A 19,461-nucleotide genomic window follows, 5' to 3' on the forward strand; every position below is an offset into this window, starting at 1 on the left:
AATTTTGGTAAAAAAACTTGGCTAAACTTAAAAACTGCTCAATACTCTCACCATCTGGACAGGGACGAGATGGACCGTTCGACAACAACAACATGGGACGACGCCAACGCACGCGCCCTTTTGCGGAAGCTGTTCGATACCGCAATCGCGAGCGCCGATCCGCGCAAAGTCCTGGCAGCCCATCTGCCTGCCCGGCCGGCCGGACGTTGCCTGGTAGTCGGGGCGGGAAAAGCCGCGGGCTCAATGGCTGCCGCGGTGGAAGCCGCGTGGCCCGATGTGCCATTGAGCGGCGTGGTCGTCGTTCCGTACGGCAGCGGCGCGCCGACGCGGCGCATCACCGTCCGGGAAGCCGCGCATCCGGTCCCGGACGCGAACAGTGTCGCGGCCGCGCAGGAGATTCTCGATTCCGTATCGGGCCTGGGCCCGGACGATCTCGTCCTGGCACTGATTTCCGGCGGCGGATCCTCGGTCATGGCGCTTCCCGCACCGGGAATCACGCTGGCGGACAAGCAGACGACGAATCGTGTGTTGCTCCAGTCGGGGCTCGACATCCGCGCGATGAATGCCGTCCGCAAACGAATTTCGGCGATCAAGGGTGGCAGGCTCGCCGCTGCGGCTGCACCCGCAAGAGTGGTCACGCTGGCCATCAGCGACATCCCGGGAGACGAAATTGCCGCGATCGCGTCTGGCCCGACCGTGCCGGACCTGGACGCGGGCCTCGATCTGACCAGCATCATCGCGCGGTGGGAGCATCTGCTGCCCGTTGCGGTGATCGAACGCCTGCGCACGGCATCGGTGCCCGCGCCGGCTGGCAACAGTTGTGAATCCCGGTTGATCGCCACGCCTGGTGCTGCTCTCGCCGCGGCCGCGGAGGTCGCCCGCAACGCGGGGCTCGCGGTCGAAAACCTGGGTGACGATCTGGAAGGTGAGGCCCGCGAAGTGGGTGTCGCGATGGCGCGGCACGCGCTCGGCCCGCGCACGCGACCGAGAGTCATCCTTTCCGGCGGCGAGACGACGGTCACGATCACCGGCGGTCGCGCCGGACGCGGCGGGCGTAACAGCGAGTTCCTGTTGGCGCTCGGCGCAGCGCTCGCGGATTCCGCCGGCGTGTGGGCCATCGCCGGCGACACCGACGGCGAAGATGGCGCGAGCGGCGGAGCTGCTGGCGCACTGTGGTCCCCCGACACGCTGGCGCGCGCACGCGCGCTGGGATGCGACGCCGTTGCGCACCTCGACGCGCACGACAGCGGTAGCTTCTTCGACGCGCTCGGCGATCTCATCAGGACCGGCCCGACCCGCACCAACGTCAACGACTTCCGCGCGATCCTGATCATTCCGAAGTAACTCCGCGGCTGATCAGGATCGCGCGTCGTTCAGTCGCCAATCGCGATGGCTTCGAAAGCTCCCACCGGCGGCAGATCGAACCACAGACGGTCGGGATCACCCGCGCGACTCACACCTTTGATCGACTGCCCCGCAACCAGCGCGGCGGCGGACTGCGAAGGCGACGACACGATGCCGATACTCAGACCGTGGAGGTCCGGCGGCGTGTCGTAACGGCCGTTGCGTTGCCCGGCGTAGTTGATGACATGCACGAGCAAGGATTTCTCGCCGCGGCGTTGAACCGCGAGCTCGACCGGTCCGGTGCCGGTGAGTGTCACGCGCTGCGCCGGCGCGTACTTCGCGATGAGCCCCGCGAGCAATTGCTGGTGGATAGGCAACCCGTCGCGGTAGTAATGCCAGTCGATGAGCCACGGAATGTGCACGGCGTGGCCTTTGCCATGCGCAAGATGCGCCACGCCCGGGCTGGTGCGCACAGTTGTGCCCGGCACTACATAACTGAATTCAGGCGGACCAAAGCGCTGGTCGGGAGCGAACGGAATGAGGTTGTCAGCCCCTGCCTTCGACGTGCCCCCGAAGTAGTACGCATCGATCGGCACCTTTCCTTTCGCGAACTCGAATTGGCTCTTCGCGGCATCGAGCGTCCAACCGGCAACCTTCTCCGGTGTCCCGTATTTCTCGAAAGGAAATGAAGCCAGAGGAATGCGCTCGAGGGCCTTGCCCTCCGCATCGAATCCCCCGGTCATGCCGGTCGAAATGAGCAGGCCGCCCTGCGCCACGAATTGGTCGAGTGCCGCCGCTTCGCGCTCGGGAAGGCACAACACGTGGGGCGCGAAGATGACATCGAAGTTCTCGTTCAACGACACGGTGCCGTCGGCCACCCGCTCGCTGCTGACGGCCTGGAACGCGATGCGCGAATCGACGAGCGCGCTGATGGCGCCACGGACCTCACCATTGCGGTATTGCGCGAACGGAGTCGCCGCGCCGTAGCGCTGCGTCACGCGCGATTCATAGATTCCCACGCGCGCGGCCGGATTGAGGCCGGTGTAGAAGCGCGTATTGGCCGCTTCCCACTTGAACAGCGCGGACAAGGGCGGCAGGTAACTCGGGTCGTCCTGATCCGCCAGTGAACCCATGAGATACAGGTCGAGCTTGCCGCCGTGGGCAAGCATCTGTGCGAAACGATTGATGTGGTAGTCGGATGTCTCGGTGACCTGCCGCCACGGATAGTCGACGTGAGTCGTCGAGGTGGCCGAAAAGGGCTTGCCTGGATTGCGCGCCTTCGCGCCGCGCAACTGCTCGCCGGACTGGTACTGCCACTCGGGCGCAGGTCGTGCCACGCGCCGCTGCAATTCGCCGCGGCCCACGTGCTCGTATTCTTCATGGCGGAAGATCGGAACGCCGGGAATGAGCTCCGCGGCGAGCTTGTCCATCTTCGCGTTGATTCCCGCGGTGACCCGCTCCTGGTACTCGAGATACTTGCGCCAGTTGGGATCCGTGAACCCTTCCTTGGTGGGTAGTTCGAGGCCGAACATCGCGCGGAATTCCCGCCGGCAGTTCTCACACACGCAGCTGCCGCGATCGATGCCGGCGTAGTCGTTCTGTCCGAAACCCACGCCGTTGAAGAACACGCCATCGGGCTTGTACTGCTTGAGCGCTTCACGAAGGATCTGCAGCGCGTAGTCCTGCAGCCACATGCCGCTCGGGCACGCCTGGTAGGTTCCTTCGTATTCGCGCGGCGTGCCGTTGCGATTGACCATGAACCACTCGGGGTGGTCCTTGTAGACAAGCCCCATGCCTTTCGACGTGTCGAACCGCCCTAGATAGGCGAGATTCTCGGCGTGCGCGGCTTCGATCATCGCCTTGACGAAGTCCCCTTTGAGATACGGATTGCGGTGGTGGTATTTCAGCTTCGTCGGATAGAAAGCGATGATGCCGCCGATGTTCGACACGATGGCAGTGCCGCCGAACTCCCGCACCGCGCGCGCGATCTCTTTCGGATTCTCGAGGATGTCGATCTCGCGCAGGTTCGTCTGCACGATGCGGTAGTCGCGCGTCCACCAGCGGCGCGGGTCGAATTTGCCCGGCACTCCGGGAGAAGTCTGTGCGAGCGCATCGAAGGCACCGCCGGTCACCGACAGGCCGGCCATGGACATCGCCTGCAGGACGCCGCGGCGTGTGAACAGATCACTCATGACTTTCCCCTCGTTTCTTGTTTATTTGCCGGCGGCGACTTCGATGCCAGCCAGTTTTTCGAGCGCGCGCACCATCGCCGAGTGGTCCCAGTCCGCGCCGCCCTGCGCAACGCAGCCGCTGAACAACTGCTGCGTGGCTGCCGTGTTCGGCAGCGCCATTCCCAATGAGCGTGCGCTGTTGAGCGCAAGATTCAGATCTTTCTGATGCAGGGAGATGCGGAAGCCAGGCGCGAAAGTCCGGTCGATCATCCGCTTGCCATGCACCTCGAGAACGCGCGACGCGGCGAACCCGCCCAGCAACGCTTCGCGCACCTTGCCCGGATCCACGCCCGCCTTGGTGGCGAACAGCAGCGCTTCGGCGACCGCTTCGATGTTCAATGCGACGATGATCTGGTTGGCGACTTTCGCCACCTGCCCCGCACCGACCTCACCCACGCGCGTGATGTTCTTGCCCATCAGTGCGAACAGCGGTTTGACCCGTTCGAACACCGCGCTGTCGGCGCCGCACATGATGGTGAGCGACGCGGCCTTCGCGCCCACTTCACCACCCGACACGGGCGCGTCCACGTAGTCGCATCCGAGGTCCGCAATTCTTGCGGCGAAACCGCGCGTTGCGATGGGATCGATGGAACTCATGTCGATGACGCAGGTACCGCGGCGCAAACCCTCCGCCACGCCGCCCGCGCCAAATAGCGCGCTTTCGACATCCGGCGTGTCGGGCAACATCAGGATGACCACGTCCGCCATGGCAGCCAGCACCGCCGCCGACGCACAGACCTGTGCGCCGGCGGCGATCAGCTCCTCGGGCAGTTTCGAGCGATGCGCAACGAGGAGGAGTTCGTTGCCGCCCGCCTGAAGGTGCCCGGCCATCGGTCGGCCCATGATCCCCGTGCCTACGAAGCCGATCTTCATCGTGAACCTTCTTTTTAGTAGCCGACCTTCGTGTCGACGATCGAATAAATCTGCTCGCCGGCGATATAGCGACGCACGTTTTCACGCATGACCGCCCACGCCTCGATGGTTTCGTTGCCGAGTCTCTCGACGCCGTCGTCCGCGCCGCTGAAGTGCGCGGACATGTGCGGCGTGATGATGATGTTAGGTGCGTGCCACAGAGGATCGCCCTTCTGCAACGGCTCCGGGTCGGTCACGTCGAGTCCGGCACCACCCACTTGACCTGACTTGAGTGCGGCGACCAGAGCGGCGCTATCGACGAGACCGCCGCGGGCCACGTTGATGAACAACGCACCCTTCTTCATGCGGCCGAACATGTCGGCATTGAAAAGTTTCCTCGTCTGATCGGTCAAAGGCACCGCCGCAACCACGACATCGGCCTTGCCGATCAGATCGGGTAGTTCGTTGGCGAGCCCGACATAGTCGACGAAGTCCGGTTTTTCGCGGCTCGAGTTCCGCGTGCCGATGATTTTCATGTCGAACTTGTGCGCAACCTTCGCCACATCGGTGCCCAGCCCGCCGAGGCCCACGACCAACATGGTCTGCCCCTGGGGGAATCTCAACCGATAGGGTGTCGGAACGAACTGCTCGGCATCGTTCATGCGCACGTACAAGTCCAGACCGCGCTGCAGAGCCAGCATCATGGCGATGGCATGTGTGGCGATGGGCCCGCCGTACGCTCTCTTCTGGTTCGCCATGATGACGTCGCCATCGAGCAATCGCTTCGGCACGTCACCCGTAAAGCAGCCTTCCACTCCAACGTGGGAGGACTGGATGAATTGCAGCTTCTTTTCAGCGGCGAGCAGGTCTTTGGAACACGAGCCGCCTATCTGTATGTCGACGTCGGCCACTTGTGCGAGAAATTCCTTCGTCAAAGGTCTTGGCGCGCCCCGATCCACGACGATGATCTTCAGATCCGGCGCTGCCGTGCGCAGCCACGGAATCCACTGCGGCGATCGCTCCGCAAAGACAATCGCTTTTTTCGGCTTGCGCCAGCCCTTGACCATCTCGCGCACCGGTTTCTCGGTGAGCGTGAGGCCCAGGCGCTGGATGAGGGCCGCCACTTCCTCGTCCGTCATGGTCAACGGACCGGTGTAAGGCGGAGCAGCCGCAGCGGCATCGTCCTCGGCCGCGGACACTACGCCTGGACTCGCGAGCGGAAATGCGCAGGCGACGACGAGGACCATCCGTGACAGCGCCGTCGACCAACGCCCGGCGAGGGGGCTGGCCATCCGCTGCACGCCTTTCTCGAGTTTTCGCTCACCGATCATGATTGATCTCCTGTGGAATGCAGTGGATGTCAGAACTTGGCGCGCACGCCGAGCGTGTAGTAGCGGCCGACCACGTCGTAGATAGACCGGAAGGTCGCGATCGGCAGGCCCGGGTTGGCGCTGAGCGGCACGAGCGGATAATCCTTGTCGAACAGGTTGTTGATCGTCGTGTACACCTGCAACGCCGGTCCACTGCCAGGGTGCAATTCCATGCTGAGACTCAGGTCGGTGTAGGCGATCGACGGAATGTCGTTCTCCGCGTACACGAACAGATGCGATCTCTTGTAGCTGCCGATGTAGCGCTCCTGCGCACTCACCGTGAACCCACCGCGGGTGTAGTTGAGATCGAGATTACCGCGCCACTTCGGCATCGGGAACGGAATGCCGCCGACATCGGAGAAGTCCGCGACGCCCGCGTATTCGATCGTCGGCGCGGCCGAATTTCCCTGCGTCGTGTAACTCAACAGACGCGTCCCCAGGATGCGCGCGCTGAACTGGCCACCCGCGAGTTCCGTGCGGAATGAAGTCTCGAGATCGACGCCTTCATTTTGAATGCTCGAAACGTTCGTCTGGAAGATATTCACGCGCCGGATCAGGTTCGTGTCGGGGTAGCGGATCACCTGCGCGCACAGCGGGCTCGTGTAGTTGCTGTTGGCGCACTGGTCGAGCACCTGGATGCTGGTGAACTGGCTCGCGATCGCGTTCTTGATCTTGATGCGGTAGTAGTCGGCAGAGATCGCGAAGCCCGACAGGAACGTCGGCTGGAACACGATACCGCCCGTGAAGGTGTTACCGATTTCCGGTTGCAGGTCGGGATTGCCTCGGTTGACCTCGCTGTAGCTGGTCAGCAAGTTCGTCAACCGGTCGGAGTACGACTGGCCGCGCAGCGATTCACCCGAATACAACTCATAAAGAGTAGGCGCGCGAATGTCGCGCGACAGGGTTGCGCGGAAGCGCACTCCGCCGCCCGGCTCGTACGTGCTGCCCAGCTTCCAGGTCTTCACCGCACCGCTGGTGCTGTAGTCGGTGTAGCGGAACGCGCCGTTCAGTTCGAGCGACTTGGCGAGGAATACATCCTTGGCGAGCGGCACGGACACTTCGGTGAACAGCTCCTTGATGTCGTAGCTGCCCTTGGCGAAGCTCACGCTGGTCCCGTAGATGCGCGTGTCAACCGGCACGCCGCGCAGACCCAACGCCGCGGGATCCAGGGTGACCGCGGTGTCGCTGTTGCTGGTCTGGTCAAGACTCTGGTTGCGATATTCGGCTCCCACGACGGTCGCGACCGGACCCGCCCATGTCGAGAACGGCTCGCCCGTAACACTGAACTGGACGTCGTGGAGTTCGTTGATCGATTCCCACGTCGAGACGCCGAGCACGTAGTCGAGCGCCTCTTGCGTGATCGAGCCGGCGCCGAGCAGGTTGATCGGCACGCAGCCCGGCGCCGTCGTCGGATTGGTCAGCGTGACACGGCACACGATCTGGCTGCTGGCCGGATCAACCACCGCATCCAAAGCCGCGTAGTAGCGGATGTTGTTGTTCTGGATCGTCTCGTTGTTGAAGCGGGTGCGGCCGTAGCTGTACGTGAAGTCCCACTTGAAGCTGCTGTCGCCGAACGAGCCGCTGATGCCGGCGTTCGCGATGAGGGCACGTGTCCGCTGTTCCACCGGGGAATTCGGATATTCGGGCAGGTTGCGCCCTATCTGGATGCTCGGCGCGGTGCCGAACAGGGCGCGGACAGCGGGATCCAGGAACGCGTTTTCCGCGAAGATGCGCGGGCCACCGTTGCCCGTGGAAGAGGAGCTCGAACCCGCGTCCCAGTTCTTCGCGGTGCTGAAGCTCGCCTGCACGAAGGCTTCCATGTCGTTGCCCAGATCGTAGGACATGCGACCGAAGAACTGGTTGGTGGTCGACGCGGCAACGAGTGTGGAATCGTGCTTGTAGGCATATCCGTCACCGCCGAAGCCGAGGCCGGCGCGCCCGGTCGGAACGCCGGGATCGAACGGGCCGACGCTGCCGTCCGGCAGGAATTGCTGGCGGATCAGCGCTGCCGGACCCGACGAGATGTATCCACCATCCGACCCCGTGTTGAATTTCACACCCGTCACGTTGCGGAACGGATCGGCCACGGTACCCGCGCCGATCACCGCCCAATCTTCGTTCACCAGCTTGCGCGTGGATTTGTCCTTGATGCCATCCGTGTGCGAGGTCTCGGCGCTGAAGGTCAGATGCATCTGGCCGTCGAACAGCGAGCGGCCATAGGCGGCGCCCGCGCGGTAGGAATCATTGTCGCTGCGCGACGAGATACCGCCCTGCCCCTGCAGCTTCAGCCCTTCGAAATTCTTGTCGATGATGAAGTTGACGACACCCGAGACAGCGTCCGAGCCGTACGCAGCCGACGCACCGCCGGTGACGACGTCGATGCGCTCGATCAGCATCTGCGGAATCATGTTGGCATCGGTGCCGCCGGCATTGCCGGTCGGCGGCAGGCGCATGCCGTCCTGAAGCACCAGCACGCGCTGCGGCCCCAGCGAGCGCAGGTTGAGGTAATTGCCCGTGCGCACACGGTTCGAGGTCGAGTTGCGATCCTGCGAGTTGCTGATCGAGCCCTGGAAGACCGGAATCTGATTGAGCGCGTCGGGCAAGCTGGTCGGCGCTTTTTGCGCCAGGCTGTCGGCGCTCAACACGGTCACCGGCGTCGGCGCGGTGTAGCCGGCTGCGCGTACCAGGCGAGATCCTGTGACCACGACTTCTTCCACGTCGCCTTCGGAAGATTCCGCAACAACGGTTGGTGGGGGACTTTGAGATGGTGCGGCCGGGTCGGCATTGGGTGGGGCATCGGCCGCGTGGACGGCCATGGACAGCGCGCACGTAGTCGCCAGTGCCAAAGTGCGAAGAGCGCGAGCTTTCGATTGGACAACGGCGCGCGTCACGGCGGCCTCGTCAGTAACTGACAAAAACATGATTTTTCCCCCAAAGCGGAGTCTTGCTCCGCGAAATTTTCGACTGATACCCCGAAGGCAGAACAAGTAGCCAGAGATTGGACGCCCGAACCGGCGGTGCCTGATTTCGCCTGCCCTAGAAGACGAAAGCTGCGTTACGTTCTCTTGGATATTTATTCAAGCCAAACTATGTTGTGGTCAATATATACAGCAAACTTGCGCCGACGCCCACGAAAAAATGAACGCTGCTGCCGTTCCAGCACGTAAGGGCCGTCTCGAACACCACATATTCATGTGTGTACGCCAAGCGTATTCCGCCTCCGGCCGACTCTCGTTGCCTTCCCCGCTTTGCATATCCCGCTCACGTATCGCAAGTTTGGTAAGAATTATTTGCTATATTTATTTCTTGGTCAATATTATATCCACATGACGCGCTCGAAACTTCCGCGGCCGGAACTTTGGGGCAAGCAAGGGCGCCAAAGCCCCTAGAATTCCTGGCGCGGATCGCGACGCGCGTATCGACGGCGAAACCCAAGAACACAACAGCTGGATCGACATGAACGACAAATCGCCCAATGGCCTCGCCCGGCTCTTCAAATCGGCCGCCGTCATCGAACCGTACGAGATGCGCGCCGTGATACTGAGCATGGTGTTTTTCTTTCTGCTGTTCGGCAGCTACTCGATCGTGAAGCCGGTGCGCGACGCAATGGGCACCGTGTACGGCATGGCGAACATCCAGGAGCTGTTCACCGGAACCTTCATAGCGAGCTTCCTGTTCGCGCCGCTGTACTCGTGGCTCGCCTCGCGCATCAAGCTCTCCACGTTCCTGCCCTGCGTGTACGGCTTCGTGAGCTTGAGCATCCTGGTCTTCTATCTGCTGTTCGAATCTGCCGACGGCAAGGATCGCGGCGAAGCCGCGGCGTTCTACATCTGGGTAAGCACCTTCAACATCCTGATCATCTCGGTGTTCTGGACGTTCATGGCCGACATCTTCTCGCGCACGCAGGCCAAGCGTCTGTTCGGCTTCGTTGCGGCTGGTGGCACCCTCGGCGGGATCGCAGGGCCCCTCGTCGCCACCGTGCTGGTGAAGTCGGTGGGCAACAACAACCTCATGCTCATCTCGGCGCTGGGCTTCGTGCTCACCGCGGTGCTGGTGCGCATGCTCACGGCGGAGAAACGGCGCATGGTCGCCGCGGGGGTCGAAACTCAGAGCACGACACTCGACCGGCGTCTGGCGGGTAATCCGTTCGATGGCTTCAAGCTGCTGTTCCGCTCGCCCTATCTACTTCTGCTGGCGCTGTTCCTGCTGCTGATGACGTGGATCTCGACGATCGTGTACATCCAGCTCGGGGACCTGATCACCAAAGCCTTCGACAGCCGCGAAGCGCGCACGCAGGCCTACGCCACCATCGACTTGGCTGTGAACACGGGGGCGGTGTTCATCCAGCTGTTCGGCACCGGGCGCATCATCTCGCGCTTCGGCGTGACTACCGGCCTGCTGGTGAACCCGGTCATCATGGTGGTCGCTTTCGTGGCGGTGCTGCTGTCGCCGGTGCTGATGGTGCTGGGCGGCATCCAGGTGCTGCGGCGCGTGGCGGAGTACGCGGTGGCGAAGCCCACGCGCGAAATGCTGTTCACGGTGGTGGACCAGGAGAGCAAGTACAAGGCCAAGAACGTCATCGACACCGTGGTGTACCGCTTCGGTGATGTGAGCTCGGCGTGGGTGAGCTCGTTCATCTTGCCGTTCGGCATCGGCGGCATGGCGATCTTCGGTGCGGTGGTGGCGGCGGTCTGGTTCCCGGTCGCCTGGCTGCTGGGCAAACGCTACGAGAGCGTGCGGGGCGACGATATCGTTGGCGGGGCTACGAGACACGAGTGACTTCGTCACGGCCGGGTCCGCGTCGCTGGTTCCGAACCTTCGACGCTGCCGCGCCGCACGAGCGCAAGGCTACGATCGTGGCCTTTTGCTGCAACTTCATCCTGCTCGGCAGCTACTACATCCTGCGTCCGGTCAGAGATGCGATGGCGACCGTGGTCGGAGTCGACCAGCTCCAGAACCTGTTCACTGGAACGTTCCTGCTCACTCTTCTCTGTGCTCCCGTGTTCGCGTGGCTGGTCGGCACATTCAAACTGTCTCGTGTGCTCATCGGCGTGTTCTGGTTCCTGATCCTCAATCTACTGATCTTCGTTTTCTTCTTCGGCATCGCTCCTGAAAACCACCTGCTCGCAACGGCGTTCTACTGGTGGTTCAGCGTGGTGAATCTGTTCATGGTCTCGCTCTTCTGGAGCCTGATCGTCGATGTGTTCACCGCAGACCAAGCTGCCCGACTCATCCCGTTCATCGCAGCCGGCGGCAGCCTCGGAGCCATCGCGGGCCCGCTCGTGGCCAGCTTGTTCTCGACGATGGTCGGCATTCAGGGGCTGCTGGTGGTCGCCGCCGCGGGCCTTGTGCTGGTCATCCTGCTGGTCGGCCGGCTCATGCGCGAGAAGGTCCTGCTTCAGCAAAGCCACGAGGAAGCGCAGCGTTCGACAATGGATCACGGGCTCAAAGGCCATCCGTTCGACGGTTTTTCCGCCCTCTTCAAGTCGTTGTATCTCTCGAACCTCGCCGTGTTCTTCCTGCTGATGACCTGGATCTCGACGATCGGCTACTTCATCCAGACCGATTTCATCGCCAACGCCTTCGCCGGCGTGGAGGCCAGAACACAGGCGCTGGCGGAGATAGATCTGGCAGTGAACCTCTGTTCTTTTGCGCTGCTGTTGTTTGGCCTGAAGCAATTCATCCTGCGCTTCGGTGTGACCGCGAGCCTCATCCTCAATCCAGTACTGATGGCGACGTCGTTCGTGCTGTTCGCGTTATCACCGACTTTGCTGATGATTCAGGCCATGCAGGGCCTCCGCCGCGTCACGCAGTACGCCATCGCCAGACCCAGTCGCGAGATCTGCTTCACAGTCGTTCCCCAGGAGCAGCGCTACAAGGTCAAGAACGTCATCGACACGGTGATCTATCGGCTGGGCGATCTGACGGCTGCGTGGGGACAAGCGGGGTTGCGGTCGATGGGCATTGGGTTTCAGGGTGCCATGGCCGTCGGTGTGATCGCCTCGGGCGCGTGGGGACTGAGCGCCTGGGCATTGGGGCGTCAATACGAGCGCCGCCGCAGTGCCAGCGCGGCGCCTGCACCTGCGATGAATGCGTTGCCAAACACGCTTTCGTAGCGATTTGCCCAACGCGATTCGACGTCGGTGACTGCCACCATGTCGGCCGGGCGTCGGCCTCCTCGAGGATGGCGCTTTCCAGATGGATCCGATAAAGATTCGTTGGAGTCAGCTTCGCGCCCCGCAGCTCCACCACCGCCCGCAGGTGCACAGCGGCAAGGCTCGCGCCGCTCCGTACCGCGAACTCCACATCGGCGCCACCGGCTTGCCGTGGGCCTGGCATTGCCGCCGCGGTGGGTTAGTGTTAGACGGCGTCTGGAAAAAAAGCGAAGCGCACTGAATGTTACATAGCACTGCTCCACGACCCGAGAGTTCCCCGTGGGTGAATCGACTTCTGAGCTGGAGCTGGATGGGGCTCGCCTGCATCACGTGGATCAGCGCAGGGCTCTTCGGCCTCTACATCCTGGCCTTCTATGCCGCCGCGCTATACGACGGCGAAATGGCGAAATGGAACGGGGTTCTCCCGGGCCTGTATGAGCCGGGCAGCGCGGTGGCGACGGTCGGTATCGGTGCGCATTTCGCCGCGGGGGGCATCATCCTCGCTCTCGGCAGCATCCAGCTCATCGGCGCCGTTCGCGCAAGACTGCCGGCGGTGCATCGATGGATCGGGCGTATCTACGTGAGCGCTTCGATTCTCGCGGGCCTGGGCGGGCTCGCGTTCATCCTCGTCCGCGGCACGATCGGCGGGCCCGTGATGAGCCTCGGCTTCGGGCTTTATGGCGCGCTCACGGTGCTCTGCGCGGTGCAGGCTCTTCGATACGCGCGTGCACGTCAGTTCGACGCGCACCGCGCGTGGGCGCTGCGCCTCTTTGCGCTCGCCATCGGGTCGTGGCTGTATCGCATGGACTATGGGTTCTGGCTGCTGCTCACGGGCGGCATGGGACACAGCCAAACTTTTCGCGGCCCGTTCGACCAGGTCATGGCGTTCTTCTTCTACATTCCCAATCTGCTCGTCGTGGAAGTGCTGCTGCGCTCGGCGCGCAGGGAAGCGTCGGTCGCCGGGAAATTTGCCGCGACGGTAGTGTTCGTCGCGGCTGGCGGCTTCCTGTTGCTTGGGACTTACTACTTCACCAGGTTCTACTGGGGGCCTGCGATCGTGCAGCGGCTCTTCGGCTGACGGGCCGTAACGCAGACCGCCGGGAAGCTTCGCGGCACGCCATCGCCGCGCGGGCCGCGCGATGAACTCTTTCGCAACACGTGGTCACTCAATTGTTGGGATAGTCGACCTGACCCCGTTCGCAACGGCAAGTAAGAATTGGCGGAGAGAGAGGAAGCAAGTCAGCTTTATAAGCTGTTGGTTCGGTGAGATGTTTTTGAGTGAGGTCTTGCCACATACCATCATTTTCTGGCTTGAAACTCCCACGTAAGTATTGAGGGGATTCCCGCCGAAGCCGCCCTCCCGCGAAAGATGTCCGGAAACTTCAGGTCAAGCCAGTGTCCGGGATCTTAAGGTCAGGTCACCTGGCCGCAGAGACGCCTTCGAAGGCGTGTAGATAGACCGCTTCGCGATGGCTCCTTCCACCGCATCGTTGCACAAGTCCGCGCTCATGCTGTTAGAAGTGATGACCTCAAGCCGAATTTGCCACCAGGTCATCTCGCGAATTTTTATGCATATGGATACGCTGCGCTCCAGTGAGCAGCCTTGTTGCAACCACGGAATTCGAGCAGTGGCCCGGAAGACCGCGGGACGAATAAAGCAAGGCGCGAATCCTTTCGCGATTGGATTCCGCAGCGCCCGGCAACTTCGCTGACTGCCAGTCGGTCAAAGTGTGAGCGAAATGCGCAACTCAGCCGCGGTGACGCATTCTCACAGACAAACTTCTTCAGTTCACGGGCACCACCTCGGTGACTTTGATTTTGAGGCTCGTGGTCCAACGCTGCGTGGCACCCGGCGCCACGCTCGTTCCCGTGATCGGGGCCGAGGCCCGGACGATCCTGGAACTCGACCCGAGATTCGCGCCGCCACTCCACGTCCTGGTATCGACGGAGTCGGAGGAGTAGACCGTGGTTTGCGTGGCATTTCCGCTAATGTCATAGGACGTCTTGGTCCCATGGGGCGTCCCGACCAAAAAACTCGAATCGGCACATCCATTGGCGTTCTGGAACCACAGGTACAAATACGGCGAGGCGTTGTGCCCGCGCGCATCCAGGTTCCAGCGATCCACGCGATAGCTCACGAAGAAGCCGGGGACGCCGCACTGCTGGACCTCGGCATTCGAGTCATCCGCGGTGATCGAGAATTTCTCGTACCTGCAGCGCCATGCGCCTTCCGCGCAGATCGCCTCGTAAGTAGAAGATTGCTCGATGCGGGTGCCGGTCAGTTCGAGCGCCTCCGCCTTGTGCAGCTTGCCGCTGGTCGTGAAGCTTTCGCGGAGTTTGCCGGTGAAGGCGGTCTCCGGGTTGGGGTTGTCGTAGTCGATTTCGTAGGTGTGGATCTGGTTCCAGTCGATCGAGATGTCGTAGGTCGAGCGGCCACAGGTATTCATCACCCAATCCAGGTCGGTGACCGTCTCGACGCCGAGCAGCGCGGCCTGCCGCAGCATGCCGAGGAGCTGCACGACGGCCGCGGAATTGCGGTTCGCCGAGCAGTCCTGCATCGCGATGTCGATACCGCGTTTCGTGTAATCGGTTACCAGTGACGTGGTGGTCGAGTCGGCTTCGTCGTGGATGCCAAGAAGCTGACGCTCCCGCGCCCACGTGAACAGTTTCTGCGTCGCATCGCGGAACTGCGCGAGGTCCGCGTCCGGAGCATTCGCGGCCGCAACTGCGGGCGCGACGACGTCGTTGTAGTACGCGTCGACGCGGGCCCGCATCTGTGCGTACCAGTCTTCGTTACCGGCGGCGGCGGCACGCACGTTCGTCTTGAGTCGCGCGCGGCCGGCGAGCGCGCCAGCGGGAGTGCCGAGCTCGGCCTTGCGCAGTCCGTACGACGGCGGTGCGAGGGCGGCCTCGAGCTGGGCGCTGTCTTCGGCGGGCCAGGACGTGGAGAGCAGGTCGGCCTGCGCGTCGTCGAGTGTGGCGATGCCGAACAGGCCGAGGTGGTCAACGACGGTCGTGAGCGTGAGCGACGACCATGCGCCATCGGCATTCTTGTAAACGGGGACGAGGTGCAGCTGCGTGCCGTCCGCGCGCGCCGAGAAGATCACCGGCTCACCACCCAGCGCGTCGAGCGCCGCCTGGGTGAGCGTGAACGTGATGCGCAGGCGGTTGTTAGTCTGGAGCTCAGGAATGGCGGCGTCCGCCGGGTCGAGATGGAACGCGCCGCGCACCGCGTGTAATGGCAGCGGGTGTGCGCTGTCCACCGCGGCGAGCAAAACCTGCGTGACGGCGAGCGACTGATCTTCGAGAAACGCGTTGCCCGGAATGCCGATGGTCGCCGTGACACCCTCGGCGACGGCGATGTCGGCCGCCCCGCCCGGAACCTGGACGGTGGCATCCGTGGAACTCGCGACATCGAAATACGCAATCGCGTTGTCGGCGGGCGTCACGGCGACGGTGAACGGGTTCGCCGCGTGCGGAAATTCGCCGCTCGGACCGCTGCCGCCTCCGCCACCGCCGCCTGGGTCCGGCGGCGTGGTGGCAATCACCGTGAGCTGCGCGCTGCCGCTGGTCACGCTGCCGGCGCTGTTGCTGACGACAACGGAGAAGTACCGGCCGTTCATGCCGACGTCCGTGGCGCTGGTGACGTAGCTCGCGCCGGTGGCTCCCGCGATATCGATCCAGGTCGTGCCGTCGGTGGAGCTGCGCCACTGATAGGTCAGCGGCGCGGTGCCGCCAGCCGAGATGGAAAGAGTCGCCGTTGCCGGCGCGGCGACGCTGGTCGCCGCGGGCTGAGCCGTGATGCTGGGCGCGACCGCCGCCGGCGGGACAACGACGGGGTCCGTCGATGGCGTGTCGTTCGATCCGCCACCGCAGCCGGAGATCAACAACACCAGCAGGCAGAGGGATCCGAGGGCGGTTCTCATCACATAATCTCCGCGGCGGCCGGAAACCCCGGCGCTTCGGATGTAGATACGAAATGACGGGCGTTTTCGTACACGGTCGCGAGGCTTTCTTTTGATGTGGGAAACTCGGCGACGTGAAGAAGCGCGAAGTCATGAAGCCTCCAGCCGCCCACGTGCCGGTCACTCAATTGCTCGCCCTCGCCCGCGATGGTGACGCGCAGGCTCTCGATGCCGCGTACGCCGCGCTGTACGAGGAGCTCAAACTGGCCGCACGCCGACAGCTGCGGCGCAATCGCGGCGCCTTCGAAACCACCGCGCTGGTGCACGAGGCGTACCTGAAACTGGCCGGAGGCGAACTGCCATCGCCGAATGATCGACATCACCTGCTGGCGTTATCGGCGCGCGCGATGCGCCAGGTGCTGGTCGACCACGCGCGACACTCCAGCGCCGACAAACGCGATGCCGGTGGCACGACGCTCGCGCTGCACGAAGGGGATGCCGTCGCGGCGTCGGCCGATGTGCTCGGCGTGCTGATCGTCGACGACGCCATCGAGACACTGCAGAAGATAGACGCGCGCATGGCGCGCGTGGTCGAGCTGCGCTGCTTCGGCGGCTACGACGTGGCCGAGATCGCGCGCATCCTGGATATGCCGGACTACACGGTGCGCCGCGACTGGCGCAAGGCGCGTGCGCTGCTGCTGGCGGAGCTGGGCGCTTGAGCCTCGACGAAAAAGAGACCCGCCGCGCGCTGCAGATCTTCGAGCAAGTCGCGGATCTCCCGGGCGATGCCCGCGCAGCGAAACTCGCGGAACTGTGCGCCGATGAGGCGCCGCTGCGAAAGAGAATCGAGTCCATGCTGGCGGCCGATGCCGGTTCCGGCGATCCATTCGATGACAACCTGGCGCAGTGGAGCGCCGCGCTCGGGCGGGCGCCTCTAGAAGTGCAACCGGGAGCAACCATTGGCGCGTGGCGTATCGTCGCGATCGCCGGCCGCGGCGGCATGGGCACGGTCTTCGAAGTGGAACGCGCCGACGGCGCCTACCAGCAGCGCGCTGCGCTCAAGCTGGTGCACGCGGCGGAGGATTTTTCCTCCATCCGCGGACGATTCCTGCGCGAGCGGCAGATACTCGCGCACCTGCGACATCCGCACATCGCCGCGTTGCTGGATGGCGGCTTCACCACCGATGGTGATCCGTACTTCGTCATGGAGCACGTGGATGGCATCGCCATCGATCGCTGGTGCAACGAACATCGGCGGGACGTGCGTGCGCGCGTGCGACTGTTCCTGCAAGTGATCGACGCCGTGGGCCACGCGCATCGCAACCTGCTGGTGCACCGTGACCTGAAACCCTCGAACCTGTTGGTGGACGCGGCCGGTCACGTCAAGCTGCTGGATTTCGGCATTGCCAAACAACTGCAGGATCCGGAGGTCACGGTGCTCACCGAGCGCGCTGTGACCTTTGGTTATGCCGCGCCGGAGCAATTGCACGACGCGCCCGTCACCACGGCCACCGACATCTGGCAACTGGGCATCGTGTTGCACCTGTTGCTGGCGGGCTCACACCCGTTTGGCATCTCGCGGGACACGCCGCTCGCGCGGCAAGTGCAGCAGTTGCAAGGCGATGCGGAGCCTTTGACAAGGGCCGCCGCGCACGCGTCGACTTCCGAAGCCGCGCTGCGCGGCGAGACCGATGCGGCGTCGCTGGCAAAGCGGCTGCGCGGTGGTCTGGCGGCGGTGGTTGCCGGCTGCCTGCGTCACGATCCGCTGGCGCGCTACGGCAGCGCCGAAGAATTGGCCGCCGATCTGCGGCGCTGGCTGGCCAACCAGCCGGTGCTCGCGGCACACGCCGGTCCGGGAGAACGCGCGCGGCTCTGGCTCCGACGCAATCGGCTGCTGGCCGCCTCCGTGGCGGCGGTATCGCTGGCGCTGATCGGCGGCATCGCGTTGTCGCTGTGGCAGGCGCACGAGGCGAGGCGCGAGAGCGCCCGCGCGCGCGAGTCGCTGCAGTTCCTCGCCGACACGCTGGCGGCTGCATCACCGGAGCAGGCACTCAACAGCGAAGTGAGCGTGCGGCAGTTGCTCGACAGCGCGCGCCAGCAGCTCGACCGCCGCGGCGCCGCCGATCCACGCATACGGCAGCCGGTGCAGCGCATGCTCGGGCGGCTGTACGCTTCGGTGGGGCAGTACCAGCAAGCCGCCGAGTTGCTCGAAGCAGGCACTCGAGATGTGGAGGGGGAAGGACGCGACGCGGCGCTCGCGCTGGCCGACGACCTGGTCGTCTATTCCGACACGCTCGGCAGCCTGGAAAAGACCGAGCAGAGTCTCGCGGTCTCGGATCGGGCCGCCGCGCTGCGCACACGGTTCGCGCCCGATGATCCCGAACAGCAACTGCGGGCGCTGGCTCATCAGACTCTCGGCCACGTCGTGAAGTACGGCTGGGATGCCTGCCGCAAGCGCGCCGAGGCGGCGCTTGCGATGGCGCTCGCCATGCGCGACCCGCCCGTGGATGTGGTGCTGCGGCTGTATTCGGACCTCGGCAGCATCGCCAACTTCACCGACGATCGCGCCCGGCTGCTGCAGTCGAGCGAGCAGGGGCTGGCATTCGCGGACCGGCGCGGGATTCCGGCCGATTCCCCGCAGCGTTTCGTTTTGCTGCGCAATCGGATCGAGGGCTTGATGATGGAGGGCCGCGCTGCGGAAGCCGAGGCGGTCAGTCGAGAAGCCATCGGCATGCTGGAGAAAACCGGTGGCGTCGGAATGACGCGACTTGGCGTGCTCTACAACGTACTCGGCAAGTCGCTGCGCGCACAGGGCCGTTACCGTGAGGCGCGGGCGACCCTGACGCATTCGCTCGAACTAATGCCTGCTGCAGATTCAGGACCGCGCAATCTCGCCACCGCGCTGAGCAGCCTGGCGATTCTGAATTCCGCGATGGGCGACTACGACCTGAGCCAGCGGCAGATTCACCAGGCAGTTGCGAATATGAACCAGACAGTCCTCGCCCCGACCGACACGTTTCGCGTGTCACTCGAGCGCAATCACGTCCAGGTGCTGCTCGACTGCGGAAAGTGGCGGGAGGCGATGTCGAGCCTGGAGCAACTGCTACCGATAGTCCGGGACACGCAGGGTGAGGATTCCGGGCAATTCGCAGAGCTCGTGATCCAGCACATGGAGGCGCGGCGGCAGGCGGGAGATTCCGTTGGCGGCAGGCGCTTGCTGGTCGAGGCGCGGGCACGTGCCCTGCGAAGTGGATTGCCCGACTCGGATCTGCAATTCACGCGCTTGCTGCGTTTCGAGGCGGCATTCGCCCGCTTGGACGGCGACCTGGTCACGGCGGAGCGCAGCCAGCGCGAAGCGCTGCGCCGGCTGCCGTCGGCAGGCAATGCCTTCGAGGTTGCGCTCGCGAGTTACGAGCTGGCGGAAATCCTGGCGACGCGCGGCCAGCGCAGGGAAGCCTCGGAGTTGCTCGCGCCGGCGCTGCCGGTATTGCGGCAAAGCGTGTTGCCGCAACAGAGCGGTCTGAAGGCAGCGGAGGCACTCGCGCAGAAACTGCGAGCTGCCACGAGGACGCCGTGACTGAGACGAAACGCTTCGATCAATGAT

The 19,461-nt window shown here is 63.8% G+C and carries 11 protein-coding genes; 6 read left to right on the forward strand and 5 right to left on the reverse strand.

Annotated features, from left to right (window positions below; genetic code table 11):
- Positions 1 to 69: 69 nt before the first annotated feature.
- On the forward strand, positions 70 to 1,344 hold the full coding sequence (locus WDO72_06525) for a DUF4147 domain-containing protein (protein MEJ0085317.1): 1,275 nt from the start codon (positions 70 to 72) through the stop codon (positions 1,342 to 1,344).
- Between the two features lie 29 nt (positions 1,345 to 1,373).
- Here the strand turns inward: WDO72_06525 and WDO72_06530 are convergent, their stop codons facing one another.
- The 4 genes from WDO72_06530 to WDO72_06545 are packed head-to-tail and all read right to left on the reverse strand — an operon-like array spanning position 1,374 to position 8,502.
- Entirely contained in the window at positions 1,374 to 3,536 is a 2,163-nt protein-coding gene (locus WDO72_06530; GenBank protein ID MEJ0085318.1) for an alpha-amylase family protein, read from the reverse strand.
- A gap of 21 nt (positions 3,537 to 3,557) precedes the next feature.
- Positions 3,558 to 4,448: a 2-hydroxy-3-oxopropionate reductase gene (locus WDO72_06535; protein MEJ0085319.1), complete on the reverse strand. Its 891-nt coding sequence runs from the start codon at positions 4,446 to 4,448 to the stop codon at positions 3,558 to 3,560.
- 14 nt (positions 4,449 to 4,462) lie between these two features.
- The gene (locus WDO72_06540) at positions 4,463 to 5,758 is read right to left on the reverse strand and encodes a D-2-hydroxyacid dehydrogenase (GenBank protein ID MEJ0085320.1); all 1,296 of its coding nucleotides are present in this window, start codon (positions 5,756 to 5,758) and stop codon (positions 4,463 to 4,465) included.
- Positions 5,759 to 5,787: 29 nt separating this feature from the next.
- Positions 5,788 to 8,502, reverse strand: a complete 2,715-nt coding sequence (locus tag WDO72_06545) for a TonB-dependent receptor (protein ID MEJ0085321.1) — start codon at positions 8,500 to 8,502, stop codon at positions 5,788 to 5,790.
- A 751-nt stretch (positions 8,503 to 9,253) separates the two neighbouring features.
- Here WDO72_06545 and WDO72_06550 point away from each other — a divergent pair.
- The 3 genes from WDO72_06550 to WDO72_06560 all read left to right on the forward strand — a co-directional run bounded on the left by WDO72_06550 (position 9,254) and on the right by WDO72_06560 (position 13,030).
- Positions 9,254 to 10,576, forward strand: a complete 1,323-nt coding sequence (locus WDO72_06550; protein MEJ0085322.1) for an Npt1/Npt2 family nucleotide transporter — start codon at positions 9,254 to 9,256, stop codon at positions 10,574 to 10,576.
- Positions 10,573 to 11,913: a hypothetical protein gene (locus WDO72_06555; GenBank protein ID MEJ0085323.1), complete on the forward strand. Its 1,341-nt coding sequence runs from the start codon at positions 10,573 to 10,575 to the stop codon at positions 11,911 to 11,913. The genes WDO72_06550 and WDO72_06555 overlap by 4 nt, the downstream gene beginning before the upstream one ends.
- Positions 11,914 to 12,235: 322 nt before the next feature.
- The gene (locus tag WDO72_06560; protein ID MEJ0085324.1) at positions 12,236 to 13,030 is read left to right on the forward strand and encodes a DUF2306 domain-containing protein; all 795 of its coding nucleotides are present in this window, start codon (positions 12,236 to 12,238) and stop codon (positions 13,028 to 13,030) included.
- Between the two features lie 706 nt (positions 13,031 to 13,736).
- Here WDO72_06560 and WDO72_06565 read toward each other — a convergent pair.
- The gene (locus tag WDO72_06565) at positions 13,737 to 15,878 is read right to left on the reverse strand and encodes a hypothetical protein (GenBank protein ID MEJ0085325.1); all 2,142 of its coding nucleotides are present in this window, start codon (positions 15,876 to 15,878) and stop codon (positions 13,737 to 13,739) included.
- 131 nt (positions 15,879 to 16,009) lie between these two features.
- Between WDO72_06565 and WDO72_06570 the strand changes: the two genes are divergently transcribed.
- Together WDO72_06570 and WDO72_06575 are read left to right on the forward strand one after the other, a co-directional pair.
- Entirely contained in the window at positions 16,010 to 16,576 is a 567-nt protein-coding gene (locus tag WDO72_06570; protein MEJ0085326.1) for an ECF-type sigma factor, read from the forward strand.
- Positions 16,573 to 19,434 (forward strand): serine/threonine-protein kinase, encoded by a 2,862-nt coding sequence (locus WDO72_06575; protein ID MEJ0085327.1) that lies wholly within the window; start codon positions 16,573 to 16,575, stop codon positions 19,432 to 19,434. The genes WDO72_06570 and WDO72_06575 overlap by 4 nt, the downstream gene beginning before the upstream one ends.
- Positions 19,435 to 19,461 lie beyond the last annotated feature (27 nt).

The sequence above is a fragment of the Pseudomonadota bacterium genome, from assembly GCA_037200975.1.
In the GTDB taxonomy this organism is placed as follows: domain Bacteria; phylum Pseudomonadota; class Gammaproteobacteria; order Steroidobacterales; family Steroidobacteraceae; genus CADEED01.